This is a genomic window from Pseudomonas sp. NPDC088444 (assembly GCF_044900175.1).
Classification (GTDB): Bacteria; Pseudomonadota; Gammaproteobacteria; order Pseudomonadales; family Pseudomonadaceae; genus Aquipseudomonas.
Genome location: NZ_JBJDNK010000001.1, coordinates 72,004 through 94,561 on the forward strand (window position 1 = coordinate 72,004; position 22,558 = coordinate 94,561).

Genomic DNA, 22,558 nt, shown 5'->3' on the forward strand with positions numbered 1-22,558 from the left:
CCTGCCGTGCCCTGGTGGTTACTTTTTCTTTTTCGGGGCGATGACCATGATCAGCTGGCGTCCTTCCATCTTAGGATGCTGTTCGACCGAGCCGTATTCGAGCAGGTCAGTCTCAACCCGCTTCAACAACTCCATCCCCAGCTCCTGGTGGGCCATCTCACGACCGCGAAATCTCAAGGAAATCTTGGCCCTGTCCCCGTCACTCAGGAAACGTACCAGGTTGCGTAGTTTTACCTGGTAATCCCCTTCCTCCGTCCCTGGACGAAACTTGATTTCTTTGATCTGAATCTGCTTCTGGTTCTTCTTCGCTTCGCTGGCCTGTTTCTTCTTCTCGAAGAGGTGCTTGCCGTAGTCCATCACCTTGCAAACCGGTGGGTTGGCATCAGCGGAGATTTCTACCAGATCCAGCTTCGCATCTTCAGCAATTCGAAGCGCTTCATCAATCGAGACGATGCCAATCTGCTCGCCGTCAGCGCCAATTAACCGAACCTCGCGTGCCGAGATATTCTCGTTGATCGGGGCCTTCGGTGCAGTTCGTTTATCCTGTCTCATTTCACGCTTAATAATAATTACTCCGAATCTTGGCGACCACGCCGGGAAACCGCTTGCGCGAGTAGCTCCATGAACTGGGCGACCGGCATCGAGCCGAGGTCAGCGCCTTCACGGGTACGCACAGCGACAGTTCTCGCTTCAACCTCCTTGTCTCCAATAACGAGAAGATAAGGAACCTTGAGCAAAGTATGCTCGCGGATTTTAAAGCCGATTTTTTCATTTCTCAAGTCAGACTTGGCACGAAATCCGCTTTCGTTCAGATTTTTTTCGACCTCGAGGGCGAAATCGGCCTGTTTGTCAGTGATGTTCATGATCACCGCCTGGGTCGGCGCCAGCCAGGCAGGGAACACGCCAGCGTAATGCTCGATCAGCATGCCGATGAAGCGTTCGAACGACCCCAGGATGGCACGGTGCAGCATGACCGGACGCTTGCGGTTGTTGTCTTCGGCGACATAGCTGGCATCCAGACGCTCCGGCAGGTTCGGATCGTACTGCAAGGTGCCACACTGCCAGTTACGGCCAAGGCAATCACGCAGAGTGAACTCGATCTTCGGTCCATAGAACGCACCTTCACCCGGCTGGTATTCCCAATCCAGACCCGATTCGTTGAGTGCATCGGCCAACGCGTTTTCAGCACGATCCCACAATTCCTCGGAGCCGACACGCTTGGCCGGACGGGTCGACAGCTTCATCGCGATATCGGTGAAGCCGAAGTCCTTGTAAACATCCAGCGTCAGCTTGATGAAGTCAGCCGCTTCCTTCTTCACCTGCTCTTCGGTGCAGAAGATATGCGCGTCGTCCTGCACGAAACCGCGCACACGCATGATGCCGTGCAACGCGCCTGACGGCTCGTTGCGGTGACAGGCACCGAACTCGGCCAAGCGCAGCGGCAGATCACGGTAAGACTTCAACCCCTGGTTGAACACCTGTACGTGACATGGGCAGTTCATCGGTTTCACTGCGTAATCGCGGCTTTCCGAAGACGTGGTGAACATGTTCTCCGCGTAGTTGGTCCAGTGACCGGAACGCTCCCAGAGAATGCGGTCGACCACTTGCGGGGTCTTGATTTCCTGATAGCCGTTCTCGCGCTGCACCTTGCGCATGTACTGCTCAAGCACCTGATAGACCGTCCAGCCATTGGCATGCCAGAAGACCATGCCTGGCGCTTCTTCCTGCAAGTGGAACAGATCGAGCTGCTTGCCGATCTTGCGATGATCGCGCTTTTCCGCTTCTTCGATGCGCTGGATGTACGCCGCCAACTGCTTCTTGTCAGCCCAGGCCGTCCCGTACACGCGTTGTAGCTGCTCGTTCTTCGCATCGCCGCGCCAATAAGCGCCGGACAGCTTGGTCAGTTTGAACGACTTGAGAAAGCGAGTGTTCGGCACGTGCGGACCACGGCACATGTCGACATATTCTTCGTGGTAGTAAAGACCCATGACCTTTTCGTTCGGCATGTCCTCGACCAGACGCAGCTTGTAGTCCTCGCCACGGGCCTTGAACACCTCGATGACCTCGGCACGAGGGGTCATCTTCTTGATGACGTCGTAGTCCTTCTCGATGAGCTGCTGCATGCGCTGCTCGATCGCTGCCATGTCATCCGGCGTGAAAGGACGCTCGTAGGCGATGTCATAATAGAAGCCATCGTCAATGACCGGACCGATGACCATTTTGGCCGTCGGATACAATTGTTTGACGGCATGGCCGACCAGATGCGCGCAGGAGTGACGAATGATCTCCAGGCCTTCCTGATCTTTCGGGGTGATGATTTGCAGGCTCGCGTCGGCATCAATGACATCGCTGGCATCGACCAGTTGACCGTTGACCTTGCCCGCCAGGGTGGCCTTGGCCAGACCGGCGCCAATGGAAGCAGCGACTTCGGCTACGGAAACCGGGTGATCGAAAGAACGTTGACTGCCGTCGGGAAGAGTAATAGTTGGCATGGCGCCTCCTCTCCTAGTGGTGACCCCTACCAAAGGTCACGTGGGTTGGGATAGAGCCAGTACGCGATTCGGCGGTGTACCTGCCTCACAGTGGCAGGAGCCCAAGGGCCAACCCGATGACCGAACCAGAGTGACTGGAATATACTAAATCGACAGGCCTCATACGCAATCTGGCCCGCCCCGCGAGACGCGAGCGAATCTGCAGGACGGGCATCCTAGCACAGCCTTTGCGCTCTACGTCAGGGCACAGACCATCGATTACGAAGAAACCGGCAGACAGTTTTTGTGGGATTCGTCCGGATACTGAACTGGCAGTCGCCACTGCCGTCAGATAAACCGAGACTTCCGTTAAGACCCGCCCACTCCGGGTCCCACAGACAAGAAGGAAACCACCATGAAGCTTCTACGTGTTGCCGCCCTGCTCGCTCCGATGGCGCTGGCTCTTCCACTGAGCGCTCATGCCGCCATGGACGCACAGACCAAGACCACTTACATGAGCGAATGCACGGCTGCGGCGGCTCAGAACAACCCCGGGATGGATGCCAATGCCGTCAAGGCGCATTGCGAATGTGGCGCGCAGCAGATCAACAAGAATTTCTCCGACAAGGAGATCGCATCACTGAGCGACAAAACGACGCCTCCCAGCACTGAGATGACCGCCCGACTGCAAAAAGCAGTGGGCGAAAACTGCCTGAAAGGCAAAAAATAAAAAATTTACATTGCGGGACCGAAATGAATGGGCCGTCATCCCTCCAGACGGCCCACATTTCGCCGAACCCCCCGAAATACCGGGGTCGCAGCAGCACCAACGCCTCACTCGCAGCGGCTCTTTTTTGCGGAAGACGCTGCGAATAACGGCATCATATGCCGTATCGTTTTACGGCACTGGCGCAAAGTTCTTATCGAAAAAGTCCTGCATTCACACAATTCGACTATGATAGCCCGCGTGTGCCCAGTTGGCCTGAGCAGCACAGCACTACTGAAAATTATGTTTCTGGAGATCCACCATGTCTAATCGCCAAACCGGCACCGTAAAATGGTTCAACGATGAAAAAGGCTTCGGCTTTATCACTCCACAAGGTGGCGGTGACGACCTGTTCGTTCACTTCAAAGCTATCGAAGCTGACGGTTTCAAAAGCCTGAAAGAAGGCCAGACCGTTTCCTTCGTGGCTGAGAAAGGCCAAAAGGGCATGCAAGCCGCTCAGGTTCGCCCGGAGTAATCCGAGCGCGCTGAAAAACCCCGTCACTGACGGGGTTTTTTTATACCGACTGAAAATCGTTAACCGCAGTTCACACGGTTGATAGTGGCACTTTGATCGGTATTGAGGTTCAACCGATCGGAACGGTACTCCAGCGTGACCATGTCGTGAGGACCAAGAATCCGCGCCGTTTGCGCACCCGCCTTGACCCTCGCCTGCTCCAGCAACGCTGCAGAAGCCGGTTTTCCAACCGCGAACTGGGCAGCGGCAGCATCGCAACGGGATTGGCCAGCGTCCGAAGCCGCAGGGTTCGCCGACGGTTGTGTCGACTCGGATGTACTGCTGCAACCCGCCAGTACCGCTGCGACCAGAACCAGACCCGATGATGCGTGTTTCCAGGGCATACCGCCTCCTTGTGCTTAACGTAAACCAGAACTTCTGCGACAGCGCTCGACCTGCATGGTTTCCTAAACGGTCGCCGTACAGGCCTCGGCTTTGTCGAGAATAACGCGCAAGTCTGCACGAGCCTTACGCCGCAAAGGCAAGCAAATCGTCACAAAACATTTGGCATGCTGAGCACCCCGAAGACGTTTTTTTTCAAGGAAAGGAACAGGCACGTTATGGCAATCGTATCCATCGACGCAGGCATCAAGGCCAGATGGGCACAGGGACAATGCGCCCACAGCCCCGGCAGCGCGGAAGAGCTGGCAATCATCGCGATCGACTTGCTGGTCAGAGAACTGGGCACCGAAAGCGCCCAGAACTTCATGAATCAGATAGGGCTGCGTCATGCGGCAGATGCGCTGAACAGCGCCTGACTATTTCAGGCGCGCCAGACGCTGGGTCAGCAGATCAAAAAAGCCCTGTGCATCGCCGTTTTCAACCCAGAACACATTCTTGGGCTGTCCCAGCGTGTCGTACCAGTCGGCCACCGTCTGGCCCATGGTCAGCCCTTCTCGGCTGTCGATCGCGAGATTGATCGCCTTGCCGCTGAACAGCTCCGGCTTGAGCAGCCAGGCGATGACACTGGCGTCATGCACAGGCCCACCGGGCAGCCCGTAATGCACCATATCCCCCTTGACGTATTCATTGAGGATGTCCCCCACCAGCTTGCCCGCCTGGTTGTTCAGGCCCTCAATGTTCTTGATGCGCTGATCACTGGTCAGAATCTTGTGCGTCACATCGAGCGGTACGTAGGTCAGTTTCACCCCACTGGCCAGCACGACCTTCGCCGCGTCAGGATCGGCATAGAGATTGAATTCGGCCACCGGCGTGATGTTGCCGCCATTAAAGTGCGCACCTCCCATGACCACCACTTCCTTGATGCCATGGGTGATTTCCGGCGCCTGGATCAATGCCAGTGCGAGGTTGGTCTGCGGCCCCAGCATGGCGATGGTAATGCTGTGAGGAGGCGCTTTGCTCAATGTGTCTATCAGGTATTGCACCGCATTGCCTTCGGCCAGACCACGCTTGGGTTCATGCACCGGAATACCTGGCAGCCCTTCCTTGCCATGAATGTTTTCGGCGTAGATGGGCGTGCGCACCAGAGGCCTCCCTGCGCCCGCATAGACCGGGACCTCCTCTCGCCCCGCCCACTCCCGCGCCAGACGCGCATTGCGCGAGGTTTTGTCGATCCGCACGTTGCCGGCCACGGTCGTGATCGCCAGAACGTTCAACTCCTGCGGCGACGCCAGCGCCATTAACAGCGCAACGACATCGTCCGCCCCCGGATCGGTGTCGATGATCAGGTCACGTTTTTCAGCCCCATGGGCCGCTGTACTGGTGAGGATCGCCAACAGTGCAAGACTCCTGATCAATTGAACGATGAAGTGATGGCCGGGTTGCATTGGAAACTCCCTGTTTCATGGCTGTTAAGGTACTCGAAGCGATCAGAAGACAACGCCCGATACCAGCGCAATGTTGGTGTATGGCTGACATTCGCCCGTGCGCACGATGGCACGAGCGTTGCAGCTCAGTTGCTTCAACGCGTCGTGACTGACAAACCGTTGCTGCCCCAGTTGCCCCTTGGCGTTCAACGTCTCGATCACGGCCAGCGCAGGTGGACGCTTTTCATTCATTTCGTCCGCAAGCACGTGGCTTTCAACCTGCATTTCTGCCAGCACCGTGTTCAACACGCTGACGAAATCCGGCACTCCGGGGGTGACCGCCAGATCAATCAGTTCCACGCCGGATGGCACCGGCATACCCGCGTCCACGATCATCAGGATGTCGCCATGCCCGAGGGAGGCAACGACCCGCGACAGGGCAATGTTGAGCAAGGGTGTCTTTTTCATGAGGGATAGCCCTGAACATCTTCAACGGTGGGAATGGAAGGCTGTGCGCCGGAGCGGGTCACCGACAATGCGGCGGCCACTTGCCCGAAACGTATGGCTTCGGCTTCGGATTTGCTCTCCGCCAGCGCGGCCGCGAAGCCCCCCACGAAGGTATCTCCTGCTGCCGTGGTGTCCACCGCCTGCACTTTCGGTGCGGCGAAGTGCTGGGCACTCGCTTGAGTGGCGAACAACGCCCCCTGCTCGCCCAAGGTAACGATCACCTTGCCCACGCCAGCCTTCATCAGCGTAGCCGCAGCGGCTTGGGCAGTGGTCACGCTGTCCACTGGCAAACCCGTCAAAGCAGTGGCCTCGCTTTCGTTGGGGATCAGGTAATCGATCCACGGATACCAGTCGTCAGGCAACGGCCCCACAGCCGGTGCGGGATTAAGAATAACGATTTTGCCCAGTTCCCGACTGCGCTTCAGGACATGTCCGACCGTCTCGACCGGAATTTCCAGTTGGCAAATAACGACCTGCGCCTGACTCAACAATGCGTCAAACCGATCCACTACCGCTGGAGCGACATGACCGTTGCCCCCGGCGACAATCACGATTGCATTCTGGCTGCTGTCGTCGACCACGATCAGCGCAACCCCCGTGGACTCGGCAGCGACGGTGGTCACTGCCCGACAGTCGATCCCTTCAGCCAGCAGCGCTGCGCGCAACTGTTGGCCGTAGGCATCATCACCAACACACCCGATCATCGCGACCTTTGCCCCCAGGCGCGCGGCGGCGACGGCCTGGTTCGCCCCCTTCCCCCCCGGCACCGTGACGAACGATTGCCCGGCCAGGGTCTCCCCCGCTCGCGGCAGGCGCGGCGCACGGGTCACCAAGTCCATGTTGAGGCTGCCCACTATCACTACGTTTGCTTGCATGACGTCTGTACTCTTCTCTCCGGCCCTTTCGCGGCCCGGTTCAGCGAAATTCGTTGAAGGCATTGGTAGGCGGCGCCGTGGATTCTCGCAACACGATGCTGGGCGCGACGATCAGCTGCTGCACCGGGCTGTCACCTCGTGTCGAGATCCGCCGCAGCAGAACCTCCGCCGCGCGCTCGCCCAAGTGCAGAATGGACTGCCCCACTGTCGTCAGCGCCGGATACACATACTGACTCATCTGGATATCGTCGAAGCCGATCACCGACAGGTCTGCCGGGACACGCACATTCCGCTCAGCCGCCGCGCGCAGCACGCCGATACCGACCATGTCGTTGGCCGCGAAGATGGCGGTCGGGCGCTCCCCCCCCAACAACTGCCCGGCCGCCCGATAACCACTGGGGCCGGTAAAGTCACTCTCGACCACCCAACTGTCGCGAACCTCGACACCTGCCTCCTTCATCGCCCGCCGATACCCCGCCAGACGCATGCGCGCCACGCTGGTTTCTTCAGGGCCGCAAATGCAGGCGATATGGCGATGCCCCAGTTCAAGCAGGTGCGATGTCGCCAGGTAAGCGCCCAGTTCGTGATCGATGCGTACCAGATCCGCACTGATGTTTTCCAGGTCCCGGTCGACGATGACCATCGGGGTACGCACCGCCGACAGGCTATCCACCAGACTGTCGCCGCCGCCCACCGACGACACGATCAACCCATCGACACGCTTTTCGAGCAGCACACGCAGGTAGTTGCGCTGCTTGTCCAGGTTGTCGTCCGAGTTGCAGAGAATCACGCAGAAGCCGTTGCGCTCGCAGTAATCCTCGATGCCCCTGGCCAGTTCGGCGAAGTACGGGTTGATACCGTTGGGAATCAACAGGCCGATGGTGGCGGTGGACTTGGCCTTGAGTGAGCGCGCCACGGCGCTGGGCACGTAATCCAGTTGCGCAATGGCCGCTTCGACTTTCTTGCGTACCTCGTCACTCACCGGCCGCGTTCTGTTCAGCACGTGGGACACCGTGGTGTAGGAAATACCCGCGATGGCAGCAACATCCTTGATGGTCGCCATATCAGCCGCGCCGCCGTGCGCGATGACTGCGATAGGTGTCCAGAATGACTGCAACCACGATCACGGCGCCAGTGATGATGCGCTTGGTCGGTTCGGTAGCACCGATCTGCGCGAGCCCGGCGGCCAGCACCGAAATGATCAGCACACCGAAGAATGTGCTGATGACCGAACCGCGCCCGCCCATCAGACTGGTCCCGCCGATCACCACCGCCGCGATGACCTGCAATTCAAGCCCGGAGCCCGCGTTGGGGTCTGCGGCTTCCAGACGGGAAATCTGAAACAGCGCCGCCAGCCCGGCCAGCAGTCCCATGAGGGAAAACACGAGAATCTTGTAGGGCTTCGGATTGATACCTGCCAGACGCACGGCCTCTTCGTTGGTGCCGATGCCAATCAGATAGCGACCGAACACGGTACGGGTCAGCACCGCTTGAGCCGCGAAGATCACGACCAATGCAATGACGAACGACGGCGAAATCCCAAAGGCAAACGGATTGGACAGCCAGGCGAAAGAATCGCCAATGTACGCCGTGCGCGAATCGGTCAGTTGATAGGCCACGCCGCGAGCCATTTCCAGCACGCCCAACGACACAATAAAAGAAGGGATACGCCACGCCACGGTGATCGAACCGGTCAGCGTTCCGGCCGCCGTGGCGCAGACCATTCCCAGTAGCGCAGACGGCAACACGCCCCAGCCCCAACCGAGCATGGCGACACTGACCGCCGAGGCCGCAAGCGCCAACACCGAACCAACGGAAAGGTCGATGCCGCCGATGATCAGGATGAACGTCATGCCCACTGCCAGCACCATCAGGTCCGGAATCTGGTTGGCCAGGGTGCTGAAGGTTTCATACGACAGGAAGTGATCACTGAGCAGCGAGAACAGCACGATCATCGCCAGCAACGCGCCCGCCAGCCCCAGATAGGTGCCGAGGCCGAAATAGTTGCCGCTGCGCTTGCCCGGCGAAGGCAGTGCGGCGGGAGTGGTTGAAGTTTTCATCAAGAATTCCTGGGCGCAGCGTCGGACAGCAGCGCATCACGTTTTTGATAGCCCGCAAAGGCGGCGGCAAGCAACTCGTCCTGAGTCCAGGTGTCGCGTTCGAAGGTGTCGATCAAACGCCCGGCGGACAACACGCCAATACGGTCGCAGATCAGCATGAGTTCGCGCAGATCACTGGAGACCACCAACAGCGCCCTGCCCTGACGGGTCAGTTCGCCCAGCAGCGTGTAGATGTCGAACTTGGCGCCGACATCGATGCCCCGGGTAGGCTCGTCGAACAGCATCACCTGGCAGTCACGCTCCAGCCAGCGCCCGATCACCACCTTTTGCTGGTTGCCTCCAGACAGCTCGGAGACCAGTTGCGTGGGGCTTGAACTGCGAATGCGCATGGCCTCGACTTGCCGTCTGGCCAGCGCCATTTCCGCGTTGCCGTTGACCACACCGGAACTGGAAATCGCATCCATGTTGCCCAGCGCGATGTTGGCACTGATCGACTGCGTCAGCAGAAGGCCTTCGCCCTTGCGATCCTCCGTGATCAAGGCAATGCCGTGACTCACCGCATCCACCGGCGAATTGACCCGCACCGCTTGCAGCGGGCTGCCCACTTCTACGGTTCCGCTGTCGGCGACATCGGCGCCGTAGATCAACCGCAACAGCTCGGTACGACCGGCACCGATCAGCCCGGAAATACCGAAAATCTCTCCGGCGCGCACCTCGAAAGACACATCGCGCACCTTGTCGGACCGACTCAAGCCCTTGACTGACAAGGCCACGTCGCCAATCTGTCGCGCCCCCAGATCAATGTGCTCGCCCAGTTCACGCCCGACCATCAGCGTCACCAGTTGCTCGCTGTTGTAGTGGGCCATGGCATCCACACACACCAGCTTGCCGTCGCGCAACACCGCGATGCGCTGGGCCACTCGGGCCAGTTCTTCCAGACGGTGGGAGATATAAACGATGGAAACACCCCGCTCCTGCAGACGCGTGATCTGCTCGAAGAGCATCTCCACCTCACGGGCCGTCAGCATCGCGGTCGGCTCATCGAGGATCAGCACATGGCAATCGCCGATCAGGTTGCGGGCGATTTCGACCATCTGTTGATGGCCGATGCCCAACTCGCCGACCAGGGTGTCGGGGTCGATGGCATCCAGCCCCACCTGCGCCATGGCCTTGATTGCGTCTTCGCGGAGTTTTTTGCGGTTGATGAAGCCTGCCCGGCTGGGCAAATTATCGAGAAACAGGTTTTCGGCCACCGACAGCGTCGGCAGCAGATTGAGTTCCTGCATGACCATGCGCACGCCCAGCTTTTCGGCCTGAGTGCGACTGTCGGGCGTGTACGGCTGCCCCTGAAACTGCATCTGGCCGGTGGTGGGCGTGACCAGTCCACCGATGATTTTCGACAGGGTGCTTTTACCTGCGCCGTTTTCCCCGGTCAGCGCCAGCACCTCCCCACGCATGAGCGTCAGGTCGATGTCGCCGAGAACAGGTTGGGCGTAGGTTTTGCCGATGCCGCTGACAGATAGAACAGCGGCCTGAGCAGACGCTGACATAACGCTCTCCACGCGCCTGCCCTTCCCATGAAAAGGAGGGCAGGCAGCATTCACGGATGTTTGAAGGTAAGGCTTACTGCGGCTTGGTGACCAACTCGACCGGGGTCTCGATGACGCCGTCCTTGATGTCGAGCTTGTCGCCTTTGATCATCTTCAGCGCAGTGTCGATGCCAAACACGGCCTGACGCGCGGCGAACTGGTCGGCGGTCGCCAGGACACGGCCATCCTTGAGCATCGGTTTGATGGCATTGATGTTGTCGTAGCCGACAACCTGCACTTTGCCCGTTTTACCCGCCGCACGTACGGCAGACACGGCGCCCAGCGCCATGCTGTCGTTACCGGCCAGCAGCGCCTTCAGATTCGGGTATTCATTGAGCATGGCGGACGCGACTGCGTTGCCCTTGTCGATTTCCCAGTTACCCGATTGCGTGGACACGATCTTCATCTGCGCAGCGTCCATCGCGTCCTTGAAACCGGCGGTGCGCTGCTGTGCGTTGGTGGTGGTCGGCACGCCTTCGATGATGCCCACCTGATCGCCTGCGGTCAGCTGTTTGGCCAGGTAATCGCCCACCAGCTTGGCCCCCTTGCGGTTGTTGGGGCCAACGAACGGCACTTCGATATTCTTGCTTTTCAGCACATCGGCATCGAGCTGGTTGTCGATGTTCACGACCTTGATACCGGCGTCCATGGCCTTTTTGATCACAGAAGCCAGGGCTTTCGAGTCGGCAGGCGCAATGACCAGTGCATCGACCTTCTTGACGATCATCTGGTTGACGATGTCGATCTGCGCAGCCGTATCGGACTCGTTCTTGATGCCGTTGGAAATCAGATCGAAATCAGCGGAATGTTGTTTCTGGTATTCCTTGGCGCCGTCTTCCATGGTCAGGAAGAATTCATTGGCCAAGGACTTCATCACCAGCGCGACCGTGGGCTTTTTCGCGTCGTCGGCGTAGGCGGATGAAAGAGGCAGGGTAACGGCGCTCGCGGTGAGCATGGCAACAGCAAGAAGACGTGCAGCGAATGGCAGCTTCATGGGATCACTCCGACATTATGATTATTGTATCGGCACCGTACGGGACTCGATTCGACGCATCGAACCAGTCGCAAACGTTTGCGTGAGCGAAACTATGGTAATCAACACGCGCTTTGTCAACTTCCCCGAGCAATGACGTGACGGTTTGTGTATCCCTCTCGCTCCTCCCGCTGCCCGTCCTGCGCCGAGAAAATACCTGGGGGACTGCTTGTCAGTTCACACACCACACTAAATTATCGCGCTAATGCACTGTAATGCTTGAGGCTGCGCTAAGATGACGGCCATCTGACATCGCCATTTGTCACATAACGATAACCATGTTTACCGATGGACTGCGGGAGTAAAAATGACAGACCCGGCCGCAAAGGATATTCGGGCAGAGGACGGATCCGATCCAGCCTCGGACTTCGTTCAATCCATGATCTCTGCCCTTCCCGGCTCAAGCCCGGTAGGAAGGAGTCGAGAAGCCCAGCGACAGTGGTATGAATCGTTGTCGGAAGAAGAGCAGATGATGGTGCGCGACAAGATTCGCGCAGAGATTTTTCGCATCCGGTCGGAGTTCGGACGACGCTCGAACGCGGTGTCTGCTCACCCGTTCCGACTTCGGGATCATGGCTGACCGCTCAATGCGTCTGTCGAACGGTCATGACGCCTGATCGAATGCCGTTCGATCAGGCGCGTCCCTCTCAGTCTTCTGTTTTGACCGTTGCCACTTCGTCGGCGCGCACCCTGACCGTTTTTCCGGAAATATCTTCAAACTCATAGAATCCATCCTTGCTCTTGGTTTTGGGCAAGTCCTTGGTCACGTATTGCGTACCGTTTTGCAGCGTCACCACGGTTGCCGTCGAGCAGCCGGCCACCCCGAAACAACACAACAGCGCTACGTACAACCCCACCCCTTTGATATTCATGCTGACTCCTTTTTTCTCTGGACCACTGCGAACCGATTCGCCAACAGAGCATCTGATCGGTGCGAGCCGTTTTGGTTCGCATCCCCAGCGAGCGTCAGAAGAATCAACAAATTGTTCCTCATCACGTTTTTCCCTACGTCAGAGTTGCGAAACGCCCTACAGTAAAATACTGTATGCACATACAGCATAAAACAAAGGATCTTTCCGTGTCTGACAACACCGCTTCCGCGCCCGTCTCTTACGAGCACCTGGCCACGCGCATCCAGAAAATCATCAACTCGCCTACCGCACAGCGGTCACGTTCAGCGTTGATTTTCCGTCTCGCCAACGAACAGGAAGATGACTGGAATCAGTTGCTGGAAGAAATCGCCGAGAACGACAACGTGACACTGGCCTGGCGTGATGACGGTGGCGTGCAGATTTTCTGGACCGTGCCCAAGGAAGACTGATTCCCCTGACGCCTCACTGATAGCAGCGAGCCAGACTGAATGGCTCGCGTTCGTTTCAACCCGCTCTAGTTGGACTTCATGCTCAGATTTTTCGCCTCTATCCTGCTGACGCTTTCTCTGCTGCAAAACGCTTTCGCTGACATCAACATTGGCACCTGGAACCTGGAGCACTTGAGTGTGCGCCCTAACAAGGATTTCCAGGCCATTGCCAAAGTGGCCCAGAAAGTCGACTTACTCGCCGTACAGGAACTGATGAACGAAGAAGCGCTTCAAGCGCTCGCAACCGAGCTGACCCGCCAGACGGGCAAACACTGGAGTGCGATGGCCTCACATGCAGTGGGACGATCTTCCTACAAGGAAATGTACGGTTTTGTGTGGCGTGACGACGTCATTGCCTACGAAGACGGCGCAGTCACCTACCTAGACCGGGGCGATGCGTTCGAGCGCGAGCCCTACTCCGCCCGCTTCAAGTCGCTCAAGGACGGCGCGACATTCGTAGTCGCCACCGTGCACATTCTTTATGGTAAGAATCAGGCGGATCGCGCGTCCGAAATCACCGCGCTGTCGAGCTACTGGGCCTGGCTGAAAGACACTTATCCGGGCAATAACTCGATCATGCTGATGGGCGATTTCAATACCCCGCCTTCGTCCCCGGCCTGGGACAAGCTTGACGCCAGTGCCAGACCGCTGATGCTCGAAGGTGCGAGTACGCTGTCGACCACCGACGGCAAATTCTCCAACCTCTACGACAACATCTTCGTCAGCCGCAACTCTGCCATCAAGGTGAATGGCATCCAGGTGTTCAACTACCCGAAATTTCTGGGGTTTAGCCATGCGCAGGGCCGAGACAAAGTGTCGGATCATGCCCCCATCTTTCTCAGCGCCAGTCTGAGCGGCGGCAACCCGGGCAACGCTTCCGTAAAATCAATGTCACCCAATCCGATGAAGCCTGTCGCAGTCGGCGATGACAGCGCAAAGAACCTGACCGTGGCGATCCGCGGCAACAAGAAGACCATGATCTACCACCGCCCGGATTGCCCTTCGTACAACAGCGTGTCGGAGAAAAACCGCGTGGAATTCGACAGCACGGCCGCTGCTGAAGCGCAGCATTATCACCTCGCGGGCAACTGCCGCTGACCGCAAAAACACAAAACGGGGCGCGGTTGACTGTGCCCCGTTTTTCGTGTCATTTGCGCGCCAGATCGTGCTGAATGCAGCCCTCATAATATGTTTGCTTGACGGCCGCCGGTTTCAGGCGAGACGGGCTCTTGTAGGTTTGCTCGGTAATGCCCAGCGCCATTTTGCGCATCCAGGGCTGAGCGTACTTGCGCGATTGCAATTTCTTGCGGGCGCTGTAAAGCGTCGTACCCGATAACTTGGATTGCTGCGCCGCCCCCGCGACGCCTGAACCCCACTTGCACACCTGAACATCATTTTTGCTGATATCACGGGCCTGCGCGGGCATCACTGCCACCATCAAAGCCAATGCCGTCACGCCCAACCCAATACTTCGCATACGCTTTGCCCCGGAATTCCCTGAAAGAGAAGGATTTTTCCAGAAATGAGGCGAGGCGCGGGCCATCACATTGCCCCTACCTGAAAAAAACGAGCATGCGGACGCTGCACCGAGTCGCGCAGCGATCACCGACGCTCCCCATCCATTCAAAAACATGCAATGCCAAGGCGTTTTTTAGCAGGCGAAGTACGAGCACACTCGAACAGATATGGCACATGGCCGCTCATCGGCACAAGGTGCAAACAGCACAAAAACAATGCAATTCTCTGCCGGTCAGTAGCCGGTTCAGTCAACGCAGGTTACTCGTCTCAGGCAGAGAAAACGCACCACGATCCAAGGCCGGAAAACGCTCCAGCAGCCTGCATCGATCTCGAAATGAAGTGACAGCATCGCCGATGCATTAAGCGACCACCCTGTCAGGTACATCAGGAAGTACTCAAATTTCAGACCGGCGTACACGACGCCCAACAGGCCCATGATGATGAATGACTCTAAGGATTTTGAAATTCATTACCGTTTTCGAGGCGAATCCCGACAGTTTTCCCATCACGCCAAACACCTGTGCGAAAGCGAAGCATTGCACTTCGCCACATTGCACGCAGGCGTCGGCAATCTTGAAGGCAGCATTGCCACAGGGCCGCTGCGTCTGGCGATGCTCTATGCTGAAGGCCTGGGCGTGACTCAGGTACAGTGGAAACGCACCTGAGCACGTAAAAACTCAAAACGATCCCTGTATCGCGTGGTCGGTATTTACAAGCAGCGCTCATCAAACCAGCAAAGCGAGGAAAATATGACCATCGATAACGCACTCAAGAACGAGGTGCTGACCCGGCTCTTGCACGCTCACCCGGTCGGACTGGGCAAAGAAGTGTTGGACAATTACCGGGGCGAACACGCCGTCGCCGACACCCTGGAACATCTACAGAACGCGGGCCTGATTCACGACGGCTGCGTCGACCACCCCATCAAGGGCGAGCGTTCATTGCGCTACCCGGTCAAGCTCAGTTCGGCGGGGGTCGAGGCTGCCAAGCACTTGCAGAGTTCATAATCACCCCCCTTAAAAAACCGGCTCAAGCCTGATGCCTGTCAGGTAAGACTGATGTTTAGCCTGTGAACCGCAAAATCCGATGCCTGGAAACGAGCATCGGATTTTTTATGCGCCTGTCAAAAGCGTGTCCCTCGGGCGTTTTTTATGGGTGACGATCCGCCTTGAGCACGGCATTACGGGGAAGTGCGTACAAAAAACCGCCTTTTCACCTGACAGTTCGCTGACATGTGTAAAAATAGCCGCTTTTGACGGCGGTTCCCCGGCGCAAGTCACGTCGCCTTGGGGCATAATGCCGCCTCATGGTTGGGCTATACCTTCATCTCAAGGAACGAGATCTTTTATCAGTTCCGGTTCATGTTCAGGTCACGAGGGAATTCACCCCCTCATTGTTTCCCCTCTTTTGCAGTAGGGTTTTATTGAATGATCAAGTCTTTGCGTCCGTTGTTGCTTGCCACCCTGCTTCTTCCGATTTCCTTGTCTGTTTCTGCCGCACCGATCAATACCGCGCTGCCACCAAAAGTCGAGGCTGCGCTCAAAGCCAGCAAACTCGACAACAGCGCCCTGTCGCTGGTCCTGCTGCCGCTGACCGGTCCTGGCACCCCCACCGTCTACAACGCCGACGTCTCGGTCAACCCGGCCTCGACCATGAAGCTGGTAACCACCTACGCGTCGCTGGAAATGCTCGGCCCGACTCACCAGTGGAAAACCGAGTTCTACACCGACGGCATCCTGAGCAACGGCGTGCTCCGGGGCAACCTCTACCTCAAAGGTGGCGGCGACCCGAAACTGAACATGGAAAAACTCTGGTTGCTGATGCGCGATCTGCGAGCCAACGGCGTGCAGCAAGTGACCGGCGATCTGGTGCTCGATCGCAGCCACTTCATCCAGCCACAACTGCCGGTTTTCGATGACGACGGCAACGACAAGAACAAACCATTCCTGGTGCGACCTGACTCGTTGATGGTCAACCTCAAGGCCTTGCGTTTCGTGACCCGCAACGACGGCGGCAAGATTCTGGTGTCGGTTGAACCGCCAATCGCGGCGATCCACATCAACAATCAGGTCAAGGCACTGGCGTCGAACAAATGCACGGGCGACGTGCTGTACAACCCGGTCCCCGACGCAGATGGCGGCATCACCGTGACGGTGTCTGGCCAGTTGGGCGATGGTTGCAACTCCCAGACCTACCTGTCGCTGCTCGACCACCCGACCTACACCGCCGGCGCCGTGCGCGCGATCTGGCAGGAACTGGGCGGCACCATTCTCGGCAAGGACCGTCTGGACGTCGTTCCCGGCAGCGCCAAACTGCTGGCCAAGGCCTACTCGCCGGACCTGGCGGAAATCATCCGCGACATCAACAAATTCAGTAACAACACCATGGCCCAGCAACTGTTCCTGAGCCTGGGGGCGGAATTCCGCAACGAGGCCGACGGCGATGACGCCAAGGCTGCACAGCGGGTGATTCGTCAGTGGCTGGCGAAAAAGGGCATTACCGCGCCGCACCTGGTGATGGAGAACGGCTCGGGCCTCTCTCGCGCAGAGCGCGTCAGTGCCCGTGAAATGGCGCAGATGCTTCAGGCCGCCTGGAACAGCCCCTATCAGGCCGAGTTCATGAGTTCACTGCCGCTGGCTGGGATGGACGGCACCATGCGCAAACGCCTCAAGCGTACCGCGCTGCGTGGCGAAGCCCACATCAAGACCGGGACCCTGAACACCGTGCGCGCCATCGCCGGGTTCAGCCGCGACAGCAACGGCAACACCTGGGCGGTGGTTGCGATCCTCAACGACTCCCGTCCATGGGGCGCATCGTCGATCCTCGATGAGGTGCTAGTGAGCATGTTCAACCAGCCGAAACTGGCCAACACCACCCTCTCCCTGCAACAGCAGTAACGCTCAATGAAGCGCGCACGGTCGTGACGACGACCGATGCGCGCTTTCGTTATTCGCTCGTCACCAGCTTTCGCCCAGTCCCAACAACCCCAGAATCTGTTTGCGCAACTGCAGCAGGTATGGGTCGTCACGATGCCGGGGATAACCGCGGTCGATGGTCAGTTCGGCCTTGATGGTCGCAGGCCGGTCGCTAAAAACAATCACCCGATTGGCCAGCAGCAACGCCTCTTCCACATCGTGGGTCACCAGCAGCGCCGTGTAACCCTGACGCTGCCAGAGGTCGATCAGCTCTTGCTGCATGGCGATGCGAGTCAACGAATCCAGCTTGCCCAATGGCTCATCGAGAATCAGCAGACGCGGCTCGTTGACCAACGCTCGCGCCAACGCCACACGTTGCGCCATGCCACCGGACAACTGCCGGGGATAGGCACGGGCGAACGGACTCAGCCCCACCTTCGCCAGCGCCTGATCGACCTTGTGCCCAGTGGTCTTGAGCAAGCCTTGGGCTTCCAGGCCCAGCGCGACGTTGTCCCAGACCCGGCGCCATGGGTAAAGCGTCGGGTCCTGAAACACCACCACGCGACTCGGATCAGGCGAAATGATGTCAACGCCATCGGCCTGCAACGCCCCGCGATCAGCAGTTTCCAGACCTGCCACCAACCGTAGTAACGTCGACTTGCCGCACCCTGAAGGCCCCAATAAGGCGACGAACTCCCCAGGCGCGATACTTAGAGACACCCGCTCCAGCACCGGCAGTCGATGCCCTTCCAGCGAAAACCCATGGCTGAGGTTGTCGATCCGCAACGCCAGCCCCGCTCCCTGCCGTGCGTCATTCACGTAAGCGGTGTTCACCATTTCATTGCTCCCTGCTGCCAGGCCAATAACCGGTCACGAATCAAAAACAGGCCCGAAATCAGCCCCGAACAGGCCAGCGCCATGATCAACAACGCCGCATACATGTTGGCGTAGGCGGCCCAGCCCTGTGCCCATTGCAAATACCAGCCGATACCGGATTTGACGCCCATCATTTCCGCGACGACAAGGGTGGAGAACGACGCCCCCAGGCCCATGAACAAACCGACAAAAACATGGGGCAGCGCCGCCGGAATCGCCACGTTGAAGATCAGAAAGCGCTGCTTTGCGCCGAGGGTGCGGGCCACGTCGTAGTAGGCCTTGTCAACGCTGGACACCCCGGACCAGGTCAGCACCGTCACCGGAAACCAAGTGGCCAACGCAATCAGAAACACGCTGGCGCTCCAACTGCTGGGAAACAGAAAGAAGCACAGCGGCAACAAGGCCGTCGACGGCACCGGCCCGAGAATGCGCAACACCGGGTGCAGCCAGTAGCCGATGCTGCGCGACCAACCGATCGCCACCCCGGCCACAAACCCGGTGATCGCTCCCACAGCCACACCGCTGCCCAGCAGGATCGCCGAGTGAAACAGACTGTCGGCCAGGCGCGGCCAGTCATCGAAATACACATCGAGTAACGCTTGAGGTGGCGCGAAAAACGGCACCGGCAGCCAGGCCAGTTTGGCGGTGAACACTTCCCACAGGCTCAAGACCAGCGGCAAAACGATCAGCCACGGCCCCAAGGATCGGGCGCGCCGCCCCAAACGCGCTGACCATCGACTGCCAATCACCGCACAGACAATCAGCGCCGCCACCGCCAGACACAGATTGGCCAGCCCTTGAGTCATCGGCCAGCGCCGCGACACATCAGGCCACCAGACAATCAACGCCGCCGCAGCGATCCACATCCCGGCAGCGACCAGTCCCTGTACCCAAATTCGATGGGGTTGTACGCCCTCCGGCTCATGTACATCGACCAGTTCAACTGAAGACATCGGCAGTGATCTCCCCGGCAAAGGTGGCAGGGTCGGTGCTTTGGCGAATCACTTCGACGGTTTTCAAATCCCGCACGTAGGTGGCGATCTCGGCGGTCAGTGCCGCGCCGACCGCGTGATGACCATGGGTGTGATCGTGCAGGATCGCCACCACTTCTTCGGTAGTGGTGTTCAAGGCGTAGGCCTGGAAACCCTTGGCGACTTCTTCGGGGTGTTTGACCGAGTAATCGTGGGCTTCGAGAATGGCCTGCGTCAGTGCCGCGACCACTCGCTTGTCGTCCCGTGCCAGCTTGCCCGTGACGCCGACCACGCAGCAGCTCAGGTTGGCGTACTCCTCGACCAGATTGGTCGACAACTCTCGCGCCTTGCCTGCATTGATCAGGCGATACATGAACGGGTCGCTGCCGCTGACCGCCTGCACTTCGCCACGCTCCAGCGCCGTGCCCAGCAGGTCAGCCGGATACAGCCGCCACTCCACGTCGCGCACCGGGTCCACACCGTGCTTTTTCAGCAAAATGGAGAAGAAGTTGCGATCCGGGCTGGCCATGTCGGTCACGCCGATGGCCTTGCCTTTGAGGTCTTCCAGTGTGTTCGCGCCGCCGTTCGCTGCCGTCAACAAACGCAGGCAGCCACCATGGGTACCGGCGGTGAGCTTGACGTCGAAGCCCTGCTCCAGCGCCTTGAGCCAGCGTAACGCCATGCCGATGCCTGCGTCTGCCTTGCCGGTGGCGATGGCCTCCAGCAAGACCTCGGTGGAGTTACCGAAGTTGACCAGCTCAACGTCCAGATTGTGCTTTTTGAAGAAGCCCTGACCGTGGGCGATCACCACTGGTGCCAGACACACCGCGTTGAGATTGACCGCCAGCTTCAGCGCACGAGGTTGGTCAAGACGGATGAAATCTCCCGTCCCGGCAGGCTCGGCACCTGCGCCGTGCGCCTCATGGCCCGCGTGTTCATCCGCAGCCCAGACGCCTCGCGGCAATGACAACAACAGCGGCGACGCCAGTGCAGCGCCCACCAGACCCAGCGCGCGACGGCGGCTTAGATGATCGAAAACGGCCATGGGTGTTCCTTTACCAGATGAATGAAATGGACGTGGTCATCTGGGCCGTTTTAATAACTGTTACGGAGGGTTCCAGCGACTGTTTAAAACCTTATCACCGGTTTTTTAATTACATAAATTCATTTTAATTCTAAATCACTATGCAAATAGTCTATGTATAGGCCTGCATGGCACGGCATCATGCGCCCTCACACACTCCCAACCGAGTGTTCGCTTTCTGACCGGGATGTCATGAACTTCTCCGGCCGCTGGCGCTAAGCTCGACACTTTAAAATCGAACAGACCACACAGGACGGCGACACCCATGAGAACCACAACAGGCAAGCGACTGCGTGACACCCTGCTGATTTCAAGCCTGATGGCATCGGCGCTGATGATGACCGGCCCCGGACACGCCGATGACGCCAAACCCACCCGCGTGCGCGGCGCCATCACGGCCATCGAAGGGGATTCGCTCAAGGTCCACAGCAACCGCGGAGAAGACCTTCAGGTCAATCTGACCCCAAACACACAGGTACGCGGCGTGACCTTGGCGCAGGTCTCGGAAATCAAACCGGGTAGCTACGTGGGTTCAGCGGCCATTCCGCAGGCTGATGGCACGCTCAAGGCGCTGGAAGTGCACGTCTTTCCACCGGAAATGGCCGGCACGGGAGATGGGCATCGGGCGTTCGATCTGGGCAAGGACAGCACCATGACCAACGGCTCGGTGGGTGATCTGGTGACCAGCAACGGGCGCACCATCACAGTGAACTACAAAGGGGGCCAGAAGAAGATCGTGGTTCCGGACGACGTGCCCATCGTCAATCTGGTGCCGGGAGATCGCAGCCTGCTCAAGCCGGGAGTCAAGGTGGTGCTGCAAGCGCAGCCCGGTGCCGATGGCGCGCTGACGGCGCTGTCGATTTCAGCCGGGGAGAATGGCGTGACACCGCCGATGTAGTCATCGGGTGCGTAGATATGAAAAATCCCTGAAGGCACGCGCGTGTCGTGCTTTCAGGGATCGCTGTCAACCCATCACAAACAGGTCGCGACCACCGCGCCACGCTGATCGGCCACCTTTGCGCCAGGCTTGGCGTAGAAGTTGATGGTGGTGGCACCGCCCTTCCCGCTCACGTCAGCGAAATATTCGCTTTCAGTGGTGTAGACGGTGAAGTCGCCAGCCTTGCCGTTTTCCATGAACACATCGGCCACATCGCCGAACAGTTGCACATTCGCCCAGCTCACCTTGATGCACTCGGCCACTGCAGCCGCGGGTTTCTGGCTCGAATACACCTGCGCAGGCCCGGCCGAACGCATTTGATCCATGCTCACGCAACCCGCCAGCATCGCCAGCGCTACCGCTCCCGCCCAGTGTTTCATGACAGTCCTTTCGATCGAAAAGGAGCGATCTTACCAGCAAGGACCCATCGGATGCTCAATCATCCAGGCCGGCAGGCGGTGCAGCGGCTGCGCCTTTGCCTGCCTTGCCCGGTTTGCCCCCTTGCCCGGCGGCTTTGGTTTCAGCGGCAGGGGCGACCGGCGCCGGGGCGGCGGCCTCTTTTTCAGCCATGGGCATCTGATCGATGGTGCTGAAAATCTCCTTGGGATCGATAGGCCCCTTGTGGTCGATCTTTTTCTCGCCGTCCTTGCCGACCAGAATCACTTGCGCCTGCTCCTTGTCCAGCACACCCAGCTTCAACTCGCGAATCAGGGCCATGGTCGACTGCGCGTCCATCTCCTTGCCGTTACGCTGCCCGGCAAGACCGACAATGGTGTAAAGCACCATGCTGCGCTTGGCGAAGCCTTCTTTGTTGGCAGGTTCATCGAGCTGCTTCTTGAGTGTGGTCAGCGTCGAATCCACGGAACTGGAGGCAATGATGATCAACGGACGGGACCTGCCGCGCTCCTGAGCCAGTGGGGTGTCTCCATCGGCAGCCATCAGGGGACTGGCAACCGCCAACAGAACGGCAAGGGTCAGTGACCGACTTAACATACGCACCTCCTTTCGATATCCATGCACTGATGATCGCGCATCGTGGCAAAAGGTCCAGCCGATGGCTTGAAAAATCAGGATTTTTTTCGAGGCGGCGTCGAAGGCCGCATTAACAAATGCAGCGCAGAAGACCGAGGCACGGGCCTGTAGATGCGAAACGGGACACATAAAACAAGCGCAATAAAAAAGGGCGAATCTTTCGATTCGCCCTTTTCGTCACCGCCCAGCAGAGCGGATTTGTTTGGTAGGCGCGATTGGACTCGAACCAACGACCCCCACCATGTCAAGGTGGTGCTCTAACCAACTGAGCTACGTGCCTGCTG

The 22,558-nt window shown here is 58.6% G+C and carries 27 protein-coding genes and 1 tRNA gene; 10 read left to right on the forward strand and 18 right to left on the reverse strand.

Annotated features, from left to right (window positions below):
• Positions 1-18: 18 nt before the first annotated feature.
• Positions 19-570, reverse strand: a complete 552-nt coding sequence (gene infC, locus ACI2KB_RS00535) for a translation initiation factor IF-3 (protein WP_404631682.1) — start codon at positions 568-570, stop codon at positions 19-21.
• On the reverse strand, positions 570-2,492 hold the full coding sequence (gene thrS, locus ACI2KB_RS00540; protein ID WP_404630361.1) for a threonine--tRNA ligase: 1,923 nt from the start codon (positions 2,490-2,492) through the stop codon (positions 570-572). Before thrS ends, infC begins: the two co-directional genes overlap by 1 nt.
• A gap of 394 nt (positions 2,493-2,886) precedes the next feature.
• Between thrS and ACI2KB_RS00545 the strand changes: the two genes are divergently transcribed.
• Positions 2,887-3,201 carry a hypothetical protein gene (locus ACI2KB_RS00545; protein WP_404630363.1) on the forward strand — a complete coding sequence of 105 codons (315 nt, stop codon included), beginning with the start codon at positions 2,887-2,889 and terminating at the stop codon, positions 3,199-3,201.
• A 298-nt stretch (positions 3,202-3,499) separates the two neighbouring features.
• A complete protein-coding gene (locus ACI2KB_RS00550; RefSeq protein WP_017904083.1) occupies positions 3,500-3,712 on the forward strand; it encodes a cold-shock protein in 213 nt (70 codons plus the stop codon).
• Positions 3,713-3,771: 59 nt separating this feature from the next.
• On the opposite strand, the gene ACI2KB_RS00555 is transcribed toward ACI2KB_RS00550, so the two are convergent.
• On the reverse strand, positions 3,772-4,095 hold the full coding sequence (locus tag ACI2KB_RS00555) for an I78 family peptidase inhibitor (RefSeq protein WP_404630365.1): 324 nt from the start codon (positions 4,093-4,095) through the stop codon (positions 3,772-3,774).
• A 216-nt stretch (positions 4,096-4,311) separates the two neighbouring features.
• Here ACI2KB_RS00555 and ACI2KB_RS00560 point away from each other — a divergent pair, with 216 nt between their 5' ends.
• Positions 4,312-4,509 (forward strand): hypothetical protein, encoded by a 198-nt coding sequence (locus ACI2KB_RS00560; RefSeq protein WP_404630367.1) that lies wholly within the window; start codon positions 4,312-4,314, stop codon positions 4,507-4,509.
• Here ACI2KB_RS00560 and ACI2KB_RS00565 read toward each other — a convergent pair whose 3' ends face one another.
• The 7 genes from ACI2KB_RS00565 to ACI2KB_RS00595 form a co-directional block, all read right to left on the reverse strand.
• On the reverse strand, positions 4,510-5,538 hold the full coding sequence (locus ACI2KB_RS00565; RefSeq protein ID WP_404630369.1) for a nucleoside hydrolase: 1,029 nt from the start codon (positions 5,536-5,538) through the stop codon (positions 4,510-4,512).
• A gap of 42 nt (positions 5,539-5,580) precedes the next feature.
• On the reverse strand, positions 5,581-5,985 hold the full coding sequence (gene rbsD, locus ACI2KB_RS00570; protein ID WP_404630371.1) for a D-ribose pyranase: 405 nt from the start codon (positions 5,983-5,985) through the stop codon (positions 5,581-5,583).
• Positions 5,982-6,899, reverse strand: coding sequence for a ribokinase (gene rbsK / locus ACI2KB_RS00575; RefSeq protein ID WP_404630373.1), 918 nt, complete (start codon positions 6,897-6,899; stop codon positions 5,982-5,984). The genes rbsD and rbsK overlap by 4 nt, the downstream gene beginning before the upstream one ends.
• Before the next feature lie 40 nt (positions 6,900-6,939).
• Positions 6,940-7,962 (reverse strand): LacI family DNA-binding transcriptional regulator, encoded by a 1,023-nt coding sequence (locus ACI2KB_RS00580; RefSeq protein WP_404630375.1) that lies wholly within the window; start codon positions 7,960-7,962, stop codon positions 6,940-6,942.
• 1 nt (position 7,963) lies between these two features.
• Positions 7,964-8,959 (reverse strand): ABC transporter permease, encoded by a 996-nt coding sequence (locus tag ACI2KB_RS00585; protein ID WP_404630377.1) that lies wholly within the window; start codon positions 8,957-8,959, stop codon positions 7,964-7,966.
• Complete coding sequence (locus ACI2KB_RS00590; protein WP_404630379.1) at positions 8,959-10,509, reverse strand: sugar ABC transporter ATP-binding protein; 1,551 nt, start codon at positions 10,507-10,509, stop codon at positions 8,959-8,961. Before ACI2KB_RS00590 ends, ACI2KB_RS00585 begins: the two co-directional genes overlap by 1 nt.
• Before the next feature lie 73 nt (positions 10,510-10,582).
• Entirely contained in the window at positions 10,583-11,542 is a 960-nt protein-coding gene (locus tag ACI2KB_RS00595) for a sugar ABC transporter substrate-binding protein (protein WP_404630381.1), read from the reverse strand.
• 346 nt (positions 11,543-11,888) lie between these two features.
• On the opposite strand from ACI2KB_RS00595, the gene ACI2KB_RS00600 reads away from it, so the two are divergent.
• Positions 11,889-12,161: a hypothetical protein gene (locus ACI2KB_RS00600; RefSeq protein ID WP_404630383.1), complete on the forward strand. Its 273-nt coding sequence runs from the start codon at positions 11,889-11,891 to the stop codon at positions 12,159-12,161.
• A gap of 67 nt (positions 12,162-12,228) precedes the next feature.
• Here ACI2KB_RS00600 and ACI2KB_RS00605 read toward each other — a convergent pair whose 3' ends face one another.
• Positions 12,229-12,453: a YgdI/YgdR family lipoprotein gene (locus ACI2KB_RS00605; RefSeq protein WP_404630385.1), complete on the reverse strand. Its 225-nt coding sequence runs from the start codon at positions 12,451-12,453 to the stop codon at positions 12,229-12,231.
• A 173-nt stretch (positions 12,454-12,626) separates the two neighbouring features.
• On the opposite strand from ACI2KB_RS00605, the gene ACI2KB_RS00610 reads away from it, so the two are divergent.
• Complete coding sequence (locus tag ACI2KB_RS00610; protein WP_404630387.1) at positions 12,627-12,902, forward strand: DUF1654 domain-containing protein; 276 nt, start codon at positions 12,627-12,629, stop codon at positions 12,900-12,902.
• A 78-nt stretch (positions 12,903-12,980) separates the two neighbouring features.
• Positions 12,981-14,039, forward strand: a complete 1,059-nt coding sequence (locus tag ACI2KB_RS00615; RefSeq protein ID WP_404630389.1) for an endonuclease/exonuclease/phosphatase family protein — start codon at positions 12,981-12,983, stop codon at positions 14,037-14,039.
• 49 nt (positions 14,040-14,088) lie between these two features.
• Here the strand turns inward: ACI2KB_RS00615 and ACI2KB_RS00620 are convergent, their stop codons facing one another.
• Positions 14,089-14,418 (reverse strand): hypothetical protein, encoded by a 330-nt coding sequence (locus ACI2KB_RS00620; RefSeq protein ID WP_404631684.1) that lies wholly within the window; start codon positions 14,416-14,418, stop codon positions 14,089-14,091.
• A gap of 481 nt (positions 14,419-14,899) precedes the next feature.
• Here ACI2KB_RS00620 and ACI2KB_RS00625 point away from each other — a divergent pair, with 481 nt between their 5' ends.
• The 3 genes from ACI2KB_RS00625 to dacB all read left to right on the forward strand — a co-directional run bounded on the left by ACI2KB_RS00625 (position 14,900) and on the right by dacB (position 17,356).
• The gene (locus ACI2KB_RS00625; protein ID WP_404630391.1) at positions 14,900-15,124 is read left to right on the forward strand and encodes a DUF6555 family protein; all 225 of its coding nucleotides are present in this window, start codon (positions 14,900-14,902) and stop codon (positions 15,122-15,124) included.
• Between the two features lie 84 nt (positions 15,125-15,208).
• Entirely contained in the window at positions 15,209-15,466 is a 258-nt protein-coding gene (locus ACI2KB_RS00630; RefSeq protein WP_404630393.1) for a hypothetical protein, read from the forward strand.
• A 420-nt stretch (positions 15,467-15,886) separates the two neighbouring features.
• Positions 15,887-17,356, forward strand: coding sequence for a D-alanyl-D-alanine carboxypeptidase/D-alanyl-D-alanine-endopeptidase (gene dacB / locus ACI2KB_RS00635; RefSeq protein ID WP_404630395.1), 1,470 nt, complete (start codon positions 15,887-15,889; stop codon positions 17,354-17,356).
• Between the two features lie 60 nt (positions 17,357-17,416).
• On the opposite strand, the gene ACI2KB_RS00640 is transcribed toward dacB, so the two are convergent.
• From ACI2KB_RS00640 to ACI2KB_RS00650, 3 genes are read right to left on the reverse strand one after another with little or no spacing between them, the layout of a single operon-like run.
• A complete protein-coding gene (locus tag ACI2KB_RS00640) occupies positions 17,417-18,211 on the reverse strand; it encodes an ABC transporter ATP-binding protein (RefSeq protein ID WP_404630397.1) in 795 nt (264 codons plus the stop codon).
• Positions 18,205-19,203 carry an ABC transporter permease gene (locus ACI2KB_RS00645; RefSeq protein ID WP_404630399.1) on the reverse strand — a complete coding sequence of 333 codons (999 nt, stop codon included), beginning with the start codon at positions 19,201-19,203 and terminating at the stop codon, positions 18,205-18,207. The genes ACI2KB_RS00640 and ACI2KB_RS00645 overlap by 7 nt, the downstream gene beginning before the upstream one ends.
• Positions 19,190-20,266, reverse strand: a complete 1,077-nt coding sequence (locus ACI2KB_RS00650; RefSeq protein WP_404630401.1) for an ABC transporter substrate-binding protein — start codon at positions 20,264-20,266, stop codon at positions 19,190-19,192. Before ACI2KB_RS00650 ends, ACI2KB_RS00645 begins: the two co-directional genes overlap by 14 nt.
• 304 nt (positions 20,267-20,570) lie before the next feature.
• Here ACI2KB_RS00650 and ACI2KB_RS00655 point away from each other — a divergent pair, with 304 nt between their 5' ends.
• Positions 20,571-21,203: a DUF5666 domain-containing protein gene (locus ACI2KB_RS00655; RefSeq protein WP_404630403.1), complete on the forward strand. Its 633-nt coding sequence runs from the start codon at positions 20,571-20,573 to the stop codon at positions 21,201-21,203.
• Between the two features lie 74 nt (positions 21,204-21,277).
• Here the strand turns inward: ACI2KB_RS00655 and ACI2KB_RS00660 are convergent, their stop codons facing one another.
• From ACI2KB_RS00660 to ACI2KB_RS00670, 3 genes are all read right to left on the reverse strand, one after another.
• Positions 21,278-21,622, reverse strand: a complete 345-nt coding sequence (locus tag ACI2KB_RS00660) for a 2-oxoacid ferredoxin oxidoreductase (RefSeq protein WP_404630405.1) — start codon at positions 21,620-21,622, stop codon at positions 21,278-21,280.
• 55 nt (positions 21,623-21,677) lie between these two features.
• On the reverse strand, positions 21,678-22,235 hold the full coding sequence (locus tag ACI2KB_RS00665; RefSeq protein WP_404630407.1) for a DUF4174 domain-containing protein: 558 nt from the start codon (positions 22,233-22,235) through the stop codon (positions 21,678-21,680).
• A gap of 242 nt (positions 22,236-22,477) precedes the next feature.
• Positions 22,478-22,554: transfer RNA gene (locus ACI2KB_RS00670), tRNA-Val, on the reverse strand.
• Between the last annotated feature and the right edge of the window lie 4 nt (positions 22,555-22,558).